Origin of the sequence: Blastococcus xanthinilyticus (assembly GCF_008124835.1) — a bacterium.
GTDB lineage: Bacteria > Actinomycetota > Actinomycetes > Mycobacteriales > Geodermatophilaceae > Blastococcus > Blastococcus xanthinilyticus.
Window position 1 is genome coordinate 24,180 of sequence record NZ_VNHW01000004.1, and the last position, 15,658, is coordinate 39,837.

A 15,658-nucleotide genomic window follows, 5' to 3' on the forward strand; every position below is an offset into this window, starting at 1 on the left:
TCGGGCCGTGTCGGACCCACTCGCCCACCGCCCCCTCCCCCGGGGCCCGCAGACCCCCGTCCGCCCTGCGCGATCGGCAACTGCCCGCCTCGGGCCGCGCGGCACGTACGGTGGTGTGGTGACGGAGGCGACACGGGCCGCCGACGGGACGGCCGACGCGTCGGTCGACGTCGCCGCGGAAGGCGCACGGATCGCGGCGAGCATGGGCCGGGTCGTCCAGGGCAAGGACGGCGTCGTCCGCCTGGCCCTGGTGGTGCTGCTCGCCGAGGGCCACCTGCTCATCGAGGACGTGCCGGGGGTCGGGAAGACCACCTTGGCCAAGGCGCTGGCCGGCTCCATCGACGCCACCGTCCGGCGGATCCAGTTCACCCCCGACCTGCTCCCCAGCGACGTGACCGGCGTGGCCGTGTACGACCAGGAGAGCCGGGAGTTCGAGTTCAAGCCCGGCGCGGTGTTCGCCAACGTGGTCGTGGCCGACGAGATCAACCGCGCCTCCCCCAAGACGCAGTCGGCCCTCCTGGAGTGCATGGAGGAGCGGCAGGTCACCGTGGACGGCGTGAGCTACGAGCTGGCCCGCCCGTTCGTGGTGATGGCCACCCAGAACCCGCTGGAGATGGAGGGCACCTACCCGCTCCCCGAGGCGCAGCGCGACCGGTTCACCGCCCGCGTCTCCATGGGCTACCCCGACCCTGCCGCCGAGTTGGCGATGCTGGACGACCGGGCGACCGCCGACCCGCTGACGGCGCTGCGCCCGGTCGCCTCCGCGGCCATGGTGCGCTCGCTGGTCGACGCCGTGGGGCGGCTGCACGTCTCGGAGGCGGTGCGCCGCTACGTCGTGGCGATCGTCGAAGCCACCCGCCGCTCCCCCGAGCTGCGCCTGGGCGCCTCCCCGCGCGCCGGGCTCCAGCTGCTGCGCGCCGCACGGGCCTCGGCCGCCCTCGACGGCCGGGACCACGTGCTCCCCGACGACGTCCAGGCCCTCGCCGTCCCGGTGCTGGCGCACCGCCTGCTGCTCAGCAGCGAGGCGGCCGTCGGCCGGCGGAGCACCGAGCAGGTCGTCACCTCCCTGCTGGCCTCGGTACCCGTCCTCCGCGGTCGCTGACCCGTGGCGGCACCCCGGCGGGCACTGGCGGGCCTCACCTCCCGCGGCCGCTGCCTGGTCGGCGGCGGGCTGGCCCTCGGCCTCACCGGCGCGGTGCTCGGCGAACGGGCACTGGTGCAGCTGGCCGGCTTCGTCCTGGCCCTGCCCCTGCTGGCCGCGCTGAGCGTGGCCCGGCGCCGTTCCCGGGTCAGCACCCGGCGCACCGTCACGCCGGCCCGGGTCGCGCGCGGCGGGTCGGCCGAGGTCGTCCTCGAGCTGCAGAACACCGACACCCGCCGGGCCGGGGTGTGGCTGCTCAGCGAGCAGCTGCCCGGCGCGCTGGGGCGCGCGCACCGGTTCACGGTGTCCGGCCTGGCCGCCGGCGCCGCCACCAAGGCCCGGTACCAGGTCACCGGCCGGTACCGCGGCCGCTACCAGGTGGGGCCGCTGCAGCTGCGCGTGGTCGACCCGTTCGGCCTGGTGGAGCGGACCACTGCCGGCGGCGACACAGCACCCCTCACGGTGGTCCCCCGGGTGCGCCCCCTGGGCCCCGGTGGCCCCGGCGGCGGCCGCGGCCGGGGCGGCGAGGGGGCGCGCCGGGCGATCGCGGTCTCCGGGGACGACGACGTGACCGTCCGGGAGTACCGGCAGGGCGACGACCTGCGCAAGGTCCACTGGCGGGCGACCGCCCGCACCGGCGAGCTGATGGTCCGGCTCGAGGAACGCCCGTGGCGGGCGCAGGGCACGCTGCTGCTGGACACCCGGGCGCGCGCCCACCTGGTGGCACCGGAGCGCGAGGGCGTCCCCCAGGTGCCCGGCCCGCCCGGTGACCGGTGGCCGCCCGCGGACAGCCTGGAGTGGCTGGTCGAGGCGGCGGCGAGCGTCGGGGTGGCCCTCGCCGAGCAGGGTGCCGACCTGCGGGTGGTCACCGCCGCCGGCGAGCTGCCCCCGGCCCCCGGGCGGCGGGGGCTGGGCGCCGACGAGCTCCTCGACCGGCTGGCCACCGTGGGCGCCTCCCGGGCGTCCGACCTGTCCGCCACCGTGGCCGCGGCCTGCCGGGTGGCCGGGAACGGCCCGCTGATCTGCCTGCTCGGCGCGGTGGGGCCCGACGACGTGGCCGACCTGGTGCAGCAGCGCGGGGGCCCGGTGGCCGACGTCGCCGTCCTCCTGGACATCACCGGCTGGGCCGACGCGGCGCCGGCTCGGGCCCGCCGCGCCGGCCCGGCCGCGGAGGCGCTCCGCGGCCAGCGGGAGCAGGCGGCGGCGATGCTCGCCGGCGCAGGCTGGCGGGTGACCACGGCCGAGGCCGGCCAGGACGTCGCCGACGTCTGGTCCCGGCTGGGCGGGATCCGCCTGGGGGCACCGGCGTGAGCGCCACCGACGTCCGCACCCCGGTGGTGGCGGCCCTGGCCACGCTGCTCGGCGCCGGCGCGCTCGCCCCCGTCTTCACCACCGGCGCGTGGCTCCCGCCCGTCGTGGCCGTGATCGCCGCCGTCCTGGCCGGGGGGCTGCTGATGCGCGCGGCCGGCGCGCGGCTGGCGGCGCGCACGGCCGTGCCCCACCCGCTCGCCGCGGCCGGCGTCGTCCTGGTGCCGGTCGGGCAGCTGTTCCTGGTGGCCTGCGTGCTCACCGCCACCTTCGCCTCGGACGGCGCGTTCGCGGGGGTCGTCCCGACGCCGGAGAGCATCGGCCGGCTGGCCGGGGTCTTCGCCTCCGGCGGGGCGGAGATCCGCGAGCAGGCCACCCCGGCGCTCCCGCTCACCGGCCTGCTCGCGCTCACCACGCTGTTCGTCGGCCTCGTCGCCGTCGTCGTGGACCTGGTGGCCGTCGCCGGCCGGCAGGCGACCGTGGCCGGGGTGGGGCTCCTCGTGCTGTTCTGCGTCCCGGTGGGCACCGTGACCGGGGGCGTGGGGCTGGTCGCGCTGGCCGCTCCCGCGACCGGTTTCGCGCTGCTGCTGTGGGCCGATCAGCGGCGGGCGCTGGACACCCCCGCCGGGCACCCGGTCCCGGGCGGGACGGGTGGAGCCGTCCGGATCGGTCTGGTCGCGCTCGTGGGCGGGGTCGCCCTCGGCGCCGTCGTGCCGGTCCTCCCGGAGGGCTCCTTCACCACCGGCCTGGGCGGCGGTACCGGCGGCGCCACCGGTACCGCGCTCGACCCGGCGGCCTCGCTCCGCGGCCAGCTCACCCTCCCCGAGCCGATCGACCTGCTGGCGGTGGACACGTCGGTGGCCGACCCGGGCTACCTGCGCGCCGTGTCGCTGGACGAGTACGACCCGGAGAACGGCTGGTCGCTGGGCAACCTCGACGGCGAGGTCTCCGTGGCCGGCGGGTCGGCCCTGGGGCCGCTGCCGGACGGCGGATCGACCCGGCCGGTGACCGCCGAGGTCGAGGTGCTGCAGCACGACGACCGCTTCCTGCCCGTGCCCTCCGCGCCGCTGTCGGTGCGGGTGGACGGCGACGAGGACGACTGGCGCTTCGACGCGGGAACCGGCACGGTGTTCGGCCGCGGCGCGACCAGCGGAGGGCTGGCCTACCGGGTGATCGCCGCCGAGGCCCGGCCGTCGGCGGAGGAGCTGTCCCGCGTCGAGCCGCTGCCCCGCGAGGACCTGCTCCAGCTGCGGTTCGGCCGGCTCCCCGAGCTGGACCCGACCGTCGCCGAGCTGACCGCCCGGCTCACCGACGGCGCCCCGACGCCCTACGAGCGGGTGCGCCGGATCCAGGCGTACCTGTCCGACCGCGCCAACGGGTTCACCTACAGCCTCTCCACCGCCCCGGGCACCAGCGGCGACGACCTGGTCGACTTCCTCCGTTACAAGCGCGGCTACTGCGAGCAGTACGCCGGCGCCATGGCGGTGCTGGTCCGCCAGGCGGGGATGCCGGCCCGGGTGGCGCTGGGCTACACCCCCGGCGAGACCCAGCCGGACGGCACCCGGCTGATCACGAGCTCCGACGCGCACGCGTGGGTCGAGGTCTTCTTCCAGGGCGTGGGCTGGGTGCCCTTCGACCCCACCCCGATCGCGGCCGAGCGGCAGGTGGCCCTCCCCTGGTCGCCCCGCCCCTCGGTCGACGACGACAGCGAGGCCGCCGCTCCGGCGGCGCCGGCCCCGACGGCGGCACCGCAGGCGGGCGCCACCCGGCCGGACAACGTGCCGGAGGGTGAGCTGGAGGCCGGGGTCCAGGCGCCGGCGGAGGCGTCGGCGCGGCCGCTGCTGATCACCGCCGGCCTGCTGGCCTGCACCGTGCTGGTGCTCGCTTCCCCGGCCGGGCTGCGGAGCGCGCAGCGCCGCCGCCGCACGGCCGCCGGGGACCCCGGTGGGCTGTGGGACGAGCTGATCGCCACGGCGGTGGACCTCGGCGTGCACCTGCACCCGTCCTGGACGCCCCGCCGGGTGGCCGACGCGCTCGCGGTCGCCGTGGCCCGCGGCCGGTCGGCGACGGCCGCGCAGGCCGCGACGACGGCGGTGCGCGAGCTGGCCCGGGCGGAGGAGGCGGCCACCTACGGCCGGCCGGGCGGCGGCGACGCCGATCCGTCGCTGCGCAGAGCGCTGCGCACCGCCCGGCGGGGGCTCACCACCGCCCGGCCGTGGCCGGTGCGGCTGCGTGCGCTGCTGTGGCCCGCCTCGTTGGTCCAGGAGGCCGGGCCGGCGCTGGCCCGCCTGCCGCAGCACGTCCGCGGCCGCCGTCCTGGGCGGACGACGGCCGGCTGAGCGGTACGGGCCCGGGTCCGACTCCGATGGCCCGAGCTCGACGGCCCGGCTCCTGTGGGCCGCTCCCCTGGGCCGCTCCCCTGGGCCGGCGGTCCCGGTGGGCGGCTACCCCCGCCACCGCGAGCGGCGGCGCCGGTCCGGGGGCCGGGCCGGCAGCAGGGCCCGCCGCAGCACGTTCCCGGCCGCCGTCCATGCGGACGACGGCCGGGAAGCGGTGCAGGAGATGTACGGCGCGATGCCGTGCCGCAGCGCGATGCCGTGCCGCAGCGCGATGCCGTGCCGCAGCGCGATGCCGTGCCGCAGCGCGATGCTGTTGCCGCGGCGCGATGCTGTTGCCGCGGCGGGCGGGTGGCGGCGCCGCCGGGCTACTGGTCGTAGCGGCGGCGGAAGCGCTCCTCGAGACGGTTCTTCATCGGCGGCCGACCCTGCCGCGAGCGGTTCCCGCGCCCGGCCGCGGACGAACCGCGGGATCCGGTGGGGCCGCCGGCCGGCTCGACCACCGCGCCGGTGGCGCTGCGGTAGTGCAGCACACCCAGCGCGGCGCCGCCGAAGGCGACGAGGAATCCCAGCACGCCGAGCGGCACGGACTCGGCGACGGCGCCGCCGACCAGGACGGCGAGGCCGACCAGGACCAGCAGGCCACCGAGCTGCAGCTTGCGGCGGGCCTTCTGACGGCGATCGCCGGTGCGGACCGAGGAAGCGAACTTGGGATCGTCATCGACGAGGGCGCGCTCGATCTGCTCCAGCAGACGCTGCTCGTGCTCGGAGAGCGGCACGTCGACCTCCAGGTGGGCGGAGCCAGTTCCGACGGGGGGCTCCCACCGACGGTACGCCCGAGAATACGAGCCCCGCGCCAGCCGCGAAAGGCGAGGGCGTGGCGACCCGCCGGGCGAGTCCTCCGATCACTCCTGCGGGTGGACGTCCCGGCCCGTCGGGGCAGGTCAGCGGCCCGCCTGCCGCGACCCGCCCGACCGGTGCAGCAGCGTCGCCGGACGGACGGCGCCGGCCCCGAACCGGCGGGCGGCGCGGTCGGCGGCGAGCTCGGCCTCCCGGCGGCCGTGCTCGCGGGCGCCGAGCTCCAGCTGCCGGGGCGCCGCATCGGCCGGGACGAGCCGCTCGGCGCGGACCCCGACCAGCCGGATGCGGGCCCGCTGGAGCCCCAGGGCGTCGTAGAGCGCCCGCGCGGTGTCGTAGAGCTCCTGCCCCACGTCGGTGGGCGCGCCGAGGGTGCGGCTGCGGGTGATCGTCGCGAAGTCGGCGAACCGCACCTTGATGGTCACCGTGCGGGCCAGACAGCCGATCGAGCGCAGCCGCCCGGCCGTCCGCTCGGCCAGGCGCAGCAGCTCCCGGTGGATCACGGCGGGGTCGTCGACGTCGCTGGCGAAGGTCTCCTCCGCGCCGGTGGAGCGCTCCGGCTCGTCGGGGACGACGCGGCGGGGGTCGCGGCCCCAGGCGAGCTCGTGCAGGGAGGAGCCCGCGGCCGCCCCCAGCGCGCGCTGCAGGGTCCGGGCCGGCACGTGCGCGAGGTCGCCGACGGTGCGCAGCCCCAGGCGCAGCAGGGTCTCCTCGGTCTTCGGGCCCACGCCCCACACCGCCCCCACCGGCAGCGGGTGCAGGAAGCCCATGACCTCCGGCGGCCGGACCACCAGCAGCCCGTCGGGCTTGGCCCGGGTGGAGGCCAGCTTCGCCACGAACTTGGTGCCGGCCACGCCGACGGAGCAGGTGATGCCCTGCTCGTCGAAGACCCGCGCCCGGAGGTACTCGCCGATCTCGACGGCATCGCCCAGCCTGCGGCCGGCGCCGGCCACGTCGAGGAACGCCTCGTCCAGGCTCAACGGCTCGACCAGCGGGGTGATCGACCGGAACAGCGCCATGACCGACCGGGACACCTCGCCGTAGAGCGCCATGTCCCCCGGCAGCACGGTGGCGGTCGGGCAGAGCCGCAGGGCCCGCGCGGTGGGCATGGCGGCGTGCACGCCGTAGCGGCGCGCCTCGTAGGTGGCCGAGGTGACCACCCCGCGGTTGCCCGCACCGCCGACGATCACCGGCGTGCCGGCCAGCTCCGGGCGGCGGCGCACCTCGACGCTGGCGAAGAAGGCGTCCATGTCGACGTGCAGGACGGTGCACCCCTCCGCCGGACCCACCCCGCCACCTCCTCCGATCGAACACGTGTTCGACCAGAAGAGGACGATAGCGGGTCTGCGCCGGGCGGAGCGATCCGCTCCGCCCGGCGCGCCGGGCTCAGCGGACGGAGACCCGCTCGGCCTCGGCGTCGTGCTTGCTCGGCCACATCTTGGCGCCGACGACGCCACCGAGGGCCGCAGCCGCGATGGAGAGCCCCAGGCCCAGCACCGCCCAGCTGGCGGCGTCACGCGTCACGTCGGCGATCTGCCCGGCGGCGACCTCGGGCAGGTCGGCCTGCTGGATGCCGGCCACGTCGGTGACCACCCCGGCCAGCGAGCCGAGGAGGGCGCCACCGCCGAACAGCGTGAGGATCAGCAGCGACACGATCGTCAGCGCCCACACCAGGATGCCGTGCAGCAGGCCGTCGCTGACCCCGCGCCACACCGCGGTGGCGGCCGCGGTCAGCCCACCCAGGAACAGCGCGATCAGCCCGTTGATGCTGCTCCACAGGTCGGCGCTGTTGCCGTCCGCCGAGCCGACGTCCCACAGGCCCAGCGCGAGGGTGGCCAGCTGCAGCAGCAGGAACGTGGGCATCGCCACCACGAGACCTGCCCACACCGGGCCCCACCGCACCCGGTCCCGCCGCGTCGGGGCGACGGACACCTGCGTCGGGCGCTCGACGCGCTCCTCGTTGCGGAAGACCGGCGCGGCCGCCGCCACCCGGGTGGCCCCCTCGGCCGGCTCGACGCGGCCGGCACCTTCGGCCGGTTCGACCCGGGTAGTCACCGACTCGTCGCGGACCGCGTCGTCCCGGAATCCGCCTTCGCTACGTGCACGACCTTCGGTCACATCCATCTCCTTTACGTGCGTCGTCTCATCCGATCGGCTGAGGGGTGCCCGCGCCGTCCGGGGTCCACCACGGCCCGGCCGAGCCGTAACAGGATCGAGACACACCCGTGCCGCGCCGGCCCGGCGCCGGCGACCGGGGCCGGGCTGCTGAATCCCGAGGTCACCAGGCATGTGTGGCGCGGGAGCGGGCGAGGTACAGCAGCCCTCGCAGGGTCGCCGGCCGGCGGCCCGGTCGATCGGATCGGAGGAGCCAGTGGCGCTCGACGAGGACATGACCAGGGCGGGTGACGGCGGCGCGGACGGTGGTGCTGACGGTGGTGCCGACGGTGGCGCCGACCGCGGCGCCGACGGTGGCGTCGGCGGCGGTGCGACCGGTGCCGACAACGGCCAGGAGGGCCCGATGGACGCCGGCTCCGGCGGTGGCACGCCCGGCGTGGGCGACGGCGGTGCGGACGGTGGTGCCGACGGTGGTGCGGACGGCGGTGCCGACAAGGGTGCCGACAAGGGTGCCGACGGTGGGGCCGACGGCGGCGCGGACGGCTCGGCCTGACCGTGGACCGGACCCCGGAGGGCCGGACGGAGCAGCAGCTCCGTCCGGCCCTGCGGCGCTGCACCGCCCTGCCGCCGGAGGTGTTCGCCGCCGAGCACTGGGCGCGGCGCCCGCTGCTGACCCGGGCCGAGGACACCGGCAACTCCTTCACCGACCTGCTGGATCTCCCCGCGGTCGACGAGCTGCTCTCCCGTCGCGGGCTGCGCACGCCCTTCCTGCGGATCGCCAAGGACGGCGCCGTCGTCGACCCGAAGCGCTTCACCACCTCCGGAGGGGCGGGCGCGGAGATCGCCGACCAGGTCTCCTCCGACGCGGTGCTGCGGCTGTTCGCCGACGGGAGCACCGTCGTCCTCCAGGGGCTGCACCGGCTCTGGCCGCCGCTGATCGAGTTCGCCGACCAGCTGGCCGCCGACCTCGGGCACCCCACGCAGGTCAACGCCTACATCACCCCGCCGTCCTCGCAGGGCTTCAGCCCGCACTACGACGTGCACGACGTCTTCGTGCTCCAGGTGGCCGGTGAGAAGCACTGGACGATCCACGAGCCCGTGCTTCGCGACCCGCTGCGCACCCAGGTCTGGACCGACCGGGCGGACGAGGTGGCCGCCGCCGCGGAGGGCGAGCCGGTCATCGACGCGGTGCTGCGCCCCGGTGACGCCCTCTACCTCCCGCGCGGCTACCTGCACTCGGCGAAGGCGCTCGGGGAGATCAGCGCGCACCTGACCGTCGGCATCCAGGCGGTGACCCGCTGGGCGGCCGCGGAGTCGGCACTCGACCTGGTCCGGACACTTGCTGCCGAGGACCCCGAGCTGCGCGCCTCCCTGCCCCTCGGCCTGGACCTGGTCCGCCCCGACTCGATCCGTGACGACGTCGCCGGCGTGATCGCCGGTCTGCAGGAGTGGCTGGACCGGGTCGACCCGACCGAGGTCGCCGACCGCCTGCGCGCGCGCACCTGGGCGCAGGTGCGACCGGAGCCGGTGGCGCCGCTCGCCCAGTCGGCGGCCGCGGCAGCGTTGAGCGAGGACACGGTGCTGCGGCTGCGGCGGCGACTGCGTTGCTCGCTGCGGAACACCGGGGACGGCGCGGTCACGCTCATCGCCGGACGGCGGTCGCTGTCCTTCCCGGCCGGCGAGTCGATGGCGCTCGAGGAGTTGCTGGCCGTCGGCGAGCTCAAGGTCGGGGACCTCCCCGGGCTCGAGCCGGCCGAGCGGATCACCCTCGCGCGCCGGCTGGTCACCGAGTCCGTGGCCACGGTCCCCGACGCGACCCCGCCCCGGTAGAGGGGTGACCGCAGCCATCCCCCCGGCCGACGACTTCTGCCGCACCGACGTCCCCGCCCGGCCGCCGGGCCGCCTCGACGCCTCCCGCTGCTCGGTGCAGGCCCGGGAACGGGCCGACTCCGGCGTCGCCACCGCCGCACCGCTGTCCCGGTGGTTGCTGATCGAGCAGCCGGGCCCGTGGGGACGCCAGGCACTGCAGCAGTCCCGGTTCGACGCGGAGGTGGCGCCGCTGCTGGCCCAGCGGGCGCAGCGGGAGGGCGTGCGGGTACTCCTGGTCCGCCGGCCCGGGGACCGGCTGGCCGACTCCGGGCGCCGCTGGGCCTACGCCGACAGCCGGCCCGGGCGGGAGGGGCTGTGGTGGTCGGTGCGGTCGGCCGACGCCGACCTGCTGACCGCGCCGTGGGACGGGTCGGTCGGCACGGCGGCACCCGGGTGGACCTACCTGGTCTGCACCCACGGCGGGCACGACGCCTGCTGCGCGCTGCGCGGCCGGCCGCTGGCCCGCGCCCTCCCCTCCCCCGGGCCGGCCGACGTCTGGGAGTGCAGCCACCTCGGCGGCGACCGCTTCGCCGCCAACCTGCTCGTGCTGCCGCACGGCTTCTACTACGGGCAGGTGCCCGGCGACGGGGGGCTGGTCGTCGCCGCGCACGACCGCCGCCAGGTCGCGCTGCCCTGGCTGCGCGGCCGGGCCGGGGTCGCCGCGCCGGCCCAGGCGGCCCAGCACTACGCCCGGGAGGACCTGGGCCTGCTCGGCGTGGACGACCTCCCGCCGCTCGGGGTGACCCCGCTGCCGTCGGAGAGCGCCGGGGCGGAGCGGTGGGAGGTGACCCTCGCCGGGCCGGCGGGGGCGGTCGTCGTCGTGACCGTCGAGAGCCGCCCGTCACCGGAGACCGTGCACCTGACCTGCCAGGCCACCACGGCCGGCCGGGTCCGCACCTGGCACCACCTGGCGCTGACCACCCGGCCGGGACCGGTTCCCGGCTGACCCACCGGCCCGTGCCGCGCGCCCGGTGGAGCGGCAGCCGCTCCCGGTCAGGCCGCCAGCTCGACCCGCTCGCCGATGGGCAGCCAGCGGAACCGGCCGCGCACGTCGGCCGGCGCCCGGGCGAGCTCCTCCTCGACGGCGGCCCGCCCCTCCCGGAAGTGCGACCAGCCCTCGTAGTGCACCGGGACGGCCGTCCGCAGACCGGTCAGGCGGCACAGCTCGATCGCCTGGCGCGCGGTCATCGAGTAGCGCACCGGGCCGGTCACCGGGAACCGGACGCCGCCCAGGTGCAGGAGCGCGGTGTCCACGTCCAGCCGGTCGGCCATCTGCCGGACGCCGTCGAAGAGCACCGTGTCCCCGGAGATCCAGAGGACGCCGGCCTCCTGACCGGCCCACCGCAGCGCGAAGCCGACGACGTGGCCGGCGACCGGCCGGCTCAGCGGTGGTCCGTGCCGCGCCGGCGTGGCGGTCACCTCGATGGGAGGCCGCCCCGGTGCGACGAGTTCCGTGCGGTCCCAGGCCCGCAGTCCGCGGACGGTCCCGCCGAGGCGCCGCGCGCCCGCCACGGTGGTCACCACCAGGCCGGCCGAGGGCAGCAGCGCCCGGCCGGCGTCGTCGAGGTTGTCGGCGTGGTGGTCGTGGCTGAGCAGGACGACGTCGACCGGGAGCACGTCCGCGGCCGCGAGCGCCGGCCCGGCGACCTTGCGGGACGACGTCCCCCAGCCGAAGGCGTACCTCCGGCCGGGGGCGTCGAACGTCGGGTCGACCAGCAGCCGCCACCCCCCGACCTCGACGAGCACGGTCGGCCCGCCGACGTGGGTGAGGCGGACTCCCTTCACTGCCGGCCGGCCGCCTGGGGCTGCGGCAGGGTGTGCGCCACCGCCCACTCCAGGGCGTGGTCGGCGATGGCCTGCCAGCCCTCCTGGGCCGGGAGCAGGTGCGCGTAGCCGGGGTACTCCTCGACCTCGGTGACGAGCGCGGCGTCGTAGTGCCTGGCGTTGGACCGCTGCACGCTCGGCGGCATGATGTGGTCCTCGCTGCCGGAGATGAACAGCAGCGGTGGCCGGTCCGGGTTCTCGTAGTCCACGGCGGCGTCCTGGGGCCCCGGCATGAAGTTGGCGAGCACCGAGTCCCAGAGAATCCGGCCGGACGCCGGGACGTGGTACCGCTCGTACAGCGCCCGCGACTCCTCGTCGCTGAACGTGTTGGTGAAGGCGTAGTGCCACTGCTCGGGTGACAGGCCCACGGCGCGGTGCCGGTTCGCCGGGTTCCTGAACGCCACGAACGTGGACCGGAGCTGCGACAGGGGCAGCACGCGGACGCCCTCGGTGGGAGCAGAGTTCAGCACGACGCCGACCGCACCGTGGCCGCGGTCCAGCAGCAGCTGCACCAGGGCGCCCCCGGCGGAGTGACCGATGAGGATCGGCGGCTTCTCCAACTCCCGGACGACGGCCTCCAGGTGCGTCGTGATCGTCTCGAGGGTCAGCTCCGCGATGACGGTCGGGTCGGCGTTGAGCGCCTCCACCTCGACCTCGAAGCCTGGGTACCCCGGTGCCAGAACGCGGTAGCCCTTGGCCTCGTAGTGGGTCTTCCAGTGCTCCCAGCTGCGGGGCGTCACCCAGAAGCCGTGCACCAGGACGATGGTGTCCGGCCCGCCGGGAGCCGGTCCGCCGGCCGGTCGCGGGGTGGGGATCTCGGTCATGTCGTTCCTCTCACGCCCGCGCGAAGGCGAGCAGGTCGGTGTTGAACTCCTGTTCGTGCGCTCCGAAGAGGCCGTGCGGCGCGCCCGGGTAGACCGTGAGCTCGGCGTCCTTCAGCAGCTCAGCGGTCTTCGGTGCCGAGTTCGCGAACGGCACGACCGGTCGTCGCCTCCGTGCGCCCGTGGCTGAGGACGACCGGCTGACCGGCGCCCCAGTCCTCGTCGAAGATGTCGGTGGCGTCGGTGGTGGTGATCGAGGCCATGCGCTCCCCTTGGGCTGGATCAGTTGCTGGGTCGCCCGATGCGCAGAACCTGGCACCGCTGCGGCCCGGCGCATCGGCTGTCCGTGCACACCTCTGGCTCGTCGCTGCACGACCTGTTCACGCCCCGGACGGTTCCCGTGGCCCTGCCGCTCTGCCACGCTGGGCGCACCCGACGCCGGGGGCGCCGCCGGTCCACGACCCGTCCGCCGGGAGACGACGATGCAGCTGCTGGACACCGCCACCGTCGCCCCCGAGCACCGGGTGGACGCGTTCCGCGCGGCGTTCGACCAGGCGTCGGTTCCCTGCCGCATCGAGCACCTCGCCCCGGCCGACCGGGTGCACTCGCGCATGCACCTGTGGCACTTCGGGGACGCGAACCTGTTCACCACCGACGCCTCCGGCTTCCGGCTCGTGCGCACGCCCCGGCACCTGCGCATGGCCGGCCCAGAAGTGGTCGCGCTCGCGGTGCAGGCCAGCGGCGTCGGCCGGTTCGGCCAGCTCGAGACGCAGTCGCTCGTGCCGGCCGGGCAACTGATGCTCAGCGACCTGACGGCGCCCTACGAGTTCTCGTGGGCCGACACCGGCGGCTCCCGCGCCTTCCAGATCGCCTACGACCGGTTGGCGTTACCGCCCGACGTCGTGCGCGCAGCCGCTCCCCGGCTGCGCGGCAGCCCGTTGCACGACCTGGTCCGCGATCACCTGGTGCGGCTGTCCCGGGACGCCGGACGACTGTCGGCGGACCCGGGCGCGACCTCGCTCGGGACGGCGACGATCGAGCTGGTGCGTGCGCTGCTCGTCTCCGCGGCCGGCGACGACCGACATGCCGCGGCCGTCCGCGAGGAGACCCTCCTGACGCGGGTGCTGGCCTACGCCCGGGCCCACCTGACCGAGCCCGACCTGACGGCGCCGCGCCTGGCCGCGGTGCACAACGTCTCCGTGCGGCAGCTGTACAAGGTCTTCGCTGCGGCCGGGCTCCACCTGGAGCAGTGGCTCATCGTCGAACGCCTGGAGCTGGCGCGCGCCCGGCTCGTCTCCCCGACGGGGCGGTACCGCTCCGTGGCCGCCGTCGCCCGGAGCTGTGGCTTCGCCGACCCGAGCCACTTCAGCCGCCGCTTCCGGCAGGAGTACGGGCTCACGCCGCGGGAGTGGCGGGAGCGGTCCGGCCCGACCCCGTGACGGGCCCGGGCGCGGCGGTCAGGTGAGGGCACGCCCCCGGGCAGCCAGCAGCGGGATCGCCAGCTCGGTCGCGGTGAGCGAGCCGTGGTATGCGGCCAGCCGGCTGGGGCCCGGCTCCAGGCGGGGGGTGATCAGCGCCCAGCTGCCTCGGGCCAGTGCCACGACGTCCCCGATCCGCGCCGCGAGGGCGTCGTCCACCCGGCCGAAGATCCCGCTGGCGACGGCCTCGTCCCGGCCGACCACCCACGCCCGGTTGCCGAGCACGCCGCGCCAGCGGTCCAGGACGTCGGCCTCGGCGCCGGGCTCGGTGTGCACGTACCGGGCGCGGGGCTCACCGGCGAGCAGCCGGACGCCGTCGGCGAGATCGGGCTCGTCGTCGAGGTCGAGGCGGGTGTGCGCCGGGACGTCGAGCATCCCGTGGTCGGCGGTGACCAGGAGCGCGGCGTCGTCGGGCAGGCCGTCGACCAGCTGGGCGACGACCCGGTCGACCAGGGCGAGCTGGGCGCGCCAGCTGGGTGAGTCGACGCCGCGGACGTGCCCGGTGAGGTCGAGCTCGGCCATGTACCCGTAGACCAGCGCCCGGGGCCCGGCGTCGAGCGCGGCCCGCACGAGGGCGGTGAGATCGCCGGGCCCGACCGCCCCGGTGTACTCCGCGCCCCGGTAGGCGGCGACGGTCAGCCCCGAGCCGGCGTAGGCCCAGGGGCCCACCGCGGTGACCGCGACCCCGTCGGCGGCGGCCCGCTGGAAGACGGTCGGCTGCGCCACCCAGGCGGCCGGATCGGGGTCGTCGGCCCACTGCGTGTGGTTGAGGGTGCGACCCTCCCCGGGCACCTCAGTGACGAAGCCGAGGACACCGTGGCTGCCCGGCGGGAGGCCGGTGCCCAGCGTGGTGAGGCTGACCGGCGTCGTGCTGGGGCAGGGGGCGGCGAGGTCGCCGGCCGGGCTGGTCATCGCGGCCAGGGTGGGGGCGAGGTCGGCGTGCGCGCGGACCAGGTCCGCGCCCAGACCGTCGACCAGGAGGACGGCCACCCGCCGGGCGCCGTGCAGCGCGGCCGTCAGATCGAGGGGGTCGGCCGGCAGGTCGCCGCGGGGCACCGCGGTGCCGAGCGCCGCCGCGACCCCCGGCAGGACGTCGGCGAGGGTCGCGGTGCCGTAGGCAGGGCGGTGCAGGTCGGCGGGGAGCCCGCCGGCGCCGTCCGCCGATGTCACGGGCGGGTGGCGAGCAGGTGCAGGCCGGCGGCGACCTCGCGGTAGGGCGAGACCTCGGCCAGCGCCAGCTCCAGCTGCCGGACGTCGGCCGGATCGGCGCCGGAGGCGGTCTCCAGCAGGTCGGCGACGACCGAGACGCCGCGCCAGGCCCCGGGGGTCAGCCCGGCGCCCTCGACGAGGGCGAGCAGCGCCTCCGGCGTGAACCGGCGGCGGGCCGGCCGGCCTGGGGCCGGGCCCCGGTCGCCGAGCACGGCCAGCGCGTCGGCGGGCTGCCCGGCCAGCGCGCGGGCGAGGACGCCCCCCGCCCGGTTGGCGACGGCGAGGCTCACCTGCCCGCCGGGGCGCAGGGCGCCGGCGATCTCCCGGAGGGTGACGGCCGGGTCGTCGACGACCTCGAGGACGGAGTGGCAGAGCGCGAGGTCGTAGCCGCCGTCGTCGGCGAGGACCTCGTGCAGCAGGTCTCCGTCGCCCTGGACGCCGCGGACCCGCTCGCCCACCCCCGCCGTCTGCGCCCGGCGGTGCAGCGTGGCCAGGGCGTCGGCGCTCGGGTCGACCACGGTGAGGGTGTGCCCCAGGCGGGCCAGCGGAACGGCGAACATGCCGCTGCCGCCGCCCACGTCGAGCACCCGCAGCGCCACGCCGGTGTCCACCAGGGGGTCCAGGGCCGCCCAGACGGCAGCGGTCCGGGCGGGCAGCTGCTCCGCGCTCGGCGAGGCAGATTCGGTCGGCACCCCCCGG

16 protein-coding genes are annotated in these 15,658 nt (G+C 76.9%); 7 read left to right on the plus strand and 9 right to left on the minus strand.

The window, feature by feature from the left end:
* The first annotated feature begins 118 nt into the window (after window positions 1-118).
* From BD833_RS07240 to BD833_RS07250, 3 genes are read left to right on the plus strand one after another with little or no spacing between them, the layout of a single operon-like run.
* Window positions 119-1,102, plus strand: a complete 984-nt coding sequence (locus BD833_RS07240; protein WP_166532476.1) for an AAA family ATPase — start codon at window positions 119-121, stop codon at window positions 1,100-1,102.
* 3 nt (window positions 1,103-1,105) lie between these two features.
* On the plus strand, window positions 1,106-2,452 hold the full coding sequence (locus BD833_RS07245) for a DUF58 domain-containing protein (protein WP_166532477.1): 1,347 nt from the start codon (window positions 1,106-1,108) through the stop codon (window positions 2,450-2,452).
* A complete protein-coding gene (locus BD833_RS07250) occupies window positions 2,449-4,788 on the plus strand; it encodes a transglutaminase TgpA family protein (protein ID WP_166532478.1) in 2,340 nt (779 codons plus the stop codon). The genes BD833_RS07245 and BD833_RS07250 overlap by 4 nt, the downstream gene beginning before the upstream one ends.
* Window positions 4,789-5,153: 365 nt before the next feature.
* Here BD833_RS07250 and BD833_RS07255 read toward each other — a convergent pair whose 3' ends face one another.
* The 3 genes from BD833_RS07255 to BD833_RS07265 form a co-directional block, all read right to left on the minus strand.
* Window positions 5,154-5,564 carry a DUF3040 domain-containing protein gene (locus BD833_RS07255; RefSeq protein ID WP_166532479.1) on the minus strand — a complete coding sequence of 137 codons (411 nt, stop codon included), beginning with the start codon at window positions 5,562-5,564 and terminating at the stop codon, window positions 5,154-5,156.
* Between the two features lie 165 nt (window positions 5,565-5,729).
* Window positions 5,730-6,932 (minus strand): DNA polymerase IV, encoded by a 1,203-nt coding sequence (dinB, locus tag BD833_RS07260; RefSeq protein WP_243737510.1) that lies wholly within the window; start codon window positions 6,930-6,932, stop codon window positions 5,730-5,732.
* A 97-nt stretch (window positions 6,933-7,029) separates the two neighbouring features.
* Complete coding sequence (locus BD833_RS07265) at window positions 7,030-7,761, minus strand: permease (protein ID WP_166532480.1); 732 nt, start codon at window positions 7,759-7,761, stop codon at window positions 7,030-7,032.
* Window positions 7,762-8,014: 253 nt separating this feature from the next.
* On the opposite strand from BD833_RS07265, the gene BD833_RS07270 reads away from it, so the two are divergent.
* Genes BD833_RS07270 through BD833_RS23200 form a run of 3 tightly spaced genes read left to right on the plus strand, consistent with a single transcriptional unit; the run spans window position 8,015 to window position 10,573 of the window.
* Entirely contained in the window at window positions 8,015-8,311 is a 297-nt protein-coding gene (locus BD833_RS07270; protein WP_166532481.1) for a BatC protein, read from the plus strand.
* Between the two features lie 2 nt (window positions 8,312-8,313).
* Window positions 8,314-9,588, plus strand: coding sequence for a cupin domain-containing protein (locus BD833_RS07275; RefSeq protein ID WP_166532482.1), 1,275 nt, complete (start codon window positions 8,314-8,316; stop codon window positions 9,586-9,588).
* Between the two features lie 4 nt (window positions 9,589-9,592).
* Entirely contained in the window at window positions 9,593-10,573 is a 981-nt protein-coding gene (locus tag BD833_RS23200) for a sucrase ferredoxin (RefSeq protein WP_279536004.1), read from the plus strand.
* Between the two features lie 47 nt (window positions 10,574-10,620).
* On the opposite strand, the gene BD833_RS07285 is transcribed toward BD833_RS23200, so the two are convergent.
* The 4 genes from BD833_RS07285 to BD833_RS22650 are packed head-to-tail and all read right to left on the minus strand — an operon-like array spanning window position 10,621 to window position 12,535.
* Window positions 10,621-11,412, minus strand: coding sequence for an MBL fold metallo-hydrolase (locus tag BD833_RS07285; RefSeq protein WP_166532483.1), 792 nt, complete (start codon window positions 11,410-11,412; stop codon window positions 10,621-10,623).
* Window positions 11,409-12,275 carry an alpha/beta hydrolase gene (locus BD833_RS07290; protein ID WP_166532484.1) on the minus strand — a complete coding sequence of 289 codons (867 nt, stop codon included), beginning with the start codon at window positions 12,273-12,275 and terminating at the stop codon, window positions 11,409-11,411. The genes BD833_RS07285 and BD833_RS07290 overlap by 4 nt, the downstream gene beginning before the upstream one ends.
* A 10-nt stretch (window positions 12,276-12,285) precedes the next feature.
* On the minus strand, window positions 12,286-12,429 hold the full coding sequence (locus BD833_RS07295; RefSeq protein WP_208092408.1) for an alpha/beta fold hydrolase: 144 nt from the start codon (window positions 12,427-12,429) through the stop codon (window positions 12,286-12,288).
* Complete coding sequence (locus BD833_RS22650) at window positions 12,395-12,535, minus strand: hypothetical protein (protein ID WP_208092409.1); 141 nt, start codon at window positions 12,533-12,535, stop codon at window positions 12,395-12,397. Before BD833_RS22650 ends, BD833_RS07295 begins: the two co-directional genes overlap by 35 nt.
* 219 nt (window positions 12,536-12,754) lie before the next feature.
* On the opposite strand from BD833_RS22650, the gene BD833_RS07305 reads away from it, so the two are divergent.
* Window positions 12,755-13,711 (plus strand): helix-turn-helix domain-containing protein, encoded by a 957-nt coding sequence (locus tag BD833_RS07305; RefSeq protein ID WP_166532485.1) that lies wholly within the window; start codon window positions 12,755-12,757, stop codon window positions 13,709-13,711.
* 18 nt (window positions 13,712-13,729) lie between these two features.
* Here the strand turns inward: BD833_RS07305 and BD833_RS07310 are convergent, their stop codons facing one another.
* Window positions 13,730-14,920 (minus strand): alkaline phosphatase family protein, encoded by a 1,191-nt coding sequence (locus BD833_RS07310; RefSeq protein ID WP_166532486.1) that lies wholly within the window; start codon window positions 14,918-14,920, stop codon window positions 13,730-13,732.
* Window positions 14,917-15,651: a methyltransferase domain-containing protein gene (locus BD833_RS07315; RefSeq protein WP_166532487.1), complete on the minus strand. Its 735-nt coding sequence runs from the start codon at window positions 15,649-15,651 to the stop codon at window positions 14,917-14,919. The genes BD833_RS07310 and BD833_RS07315 overlap by 4 nt, the downstream gene beginning before the upstream one ends.
* Between the last annotated feature and the right edge of the window lie 7 nt (window positions 15,652-15,658).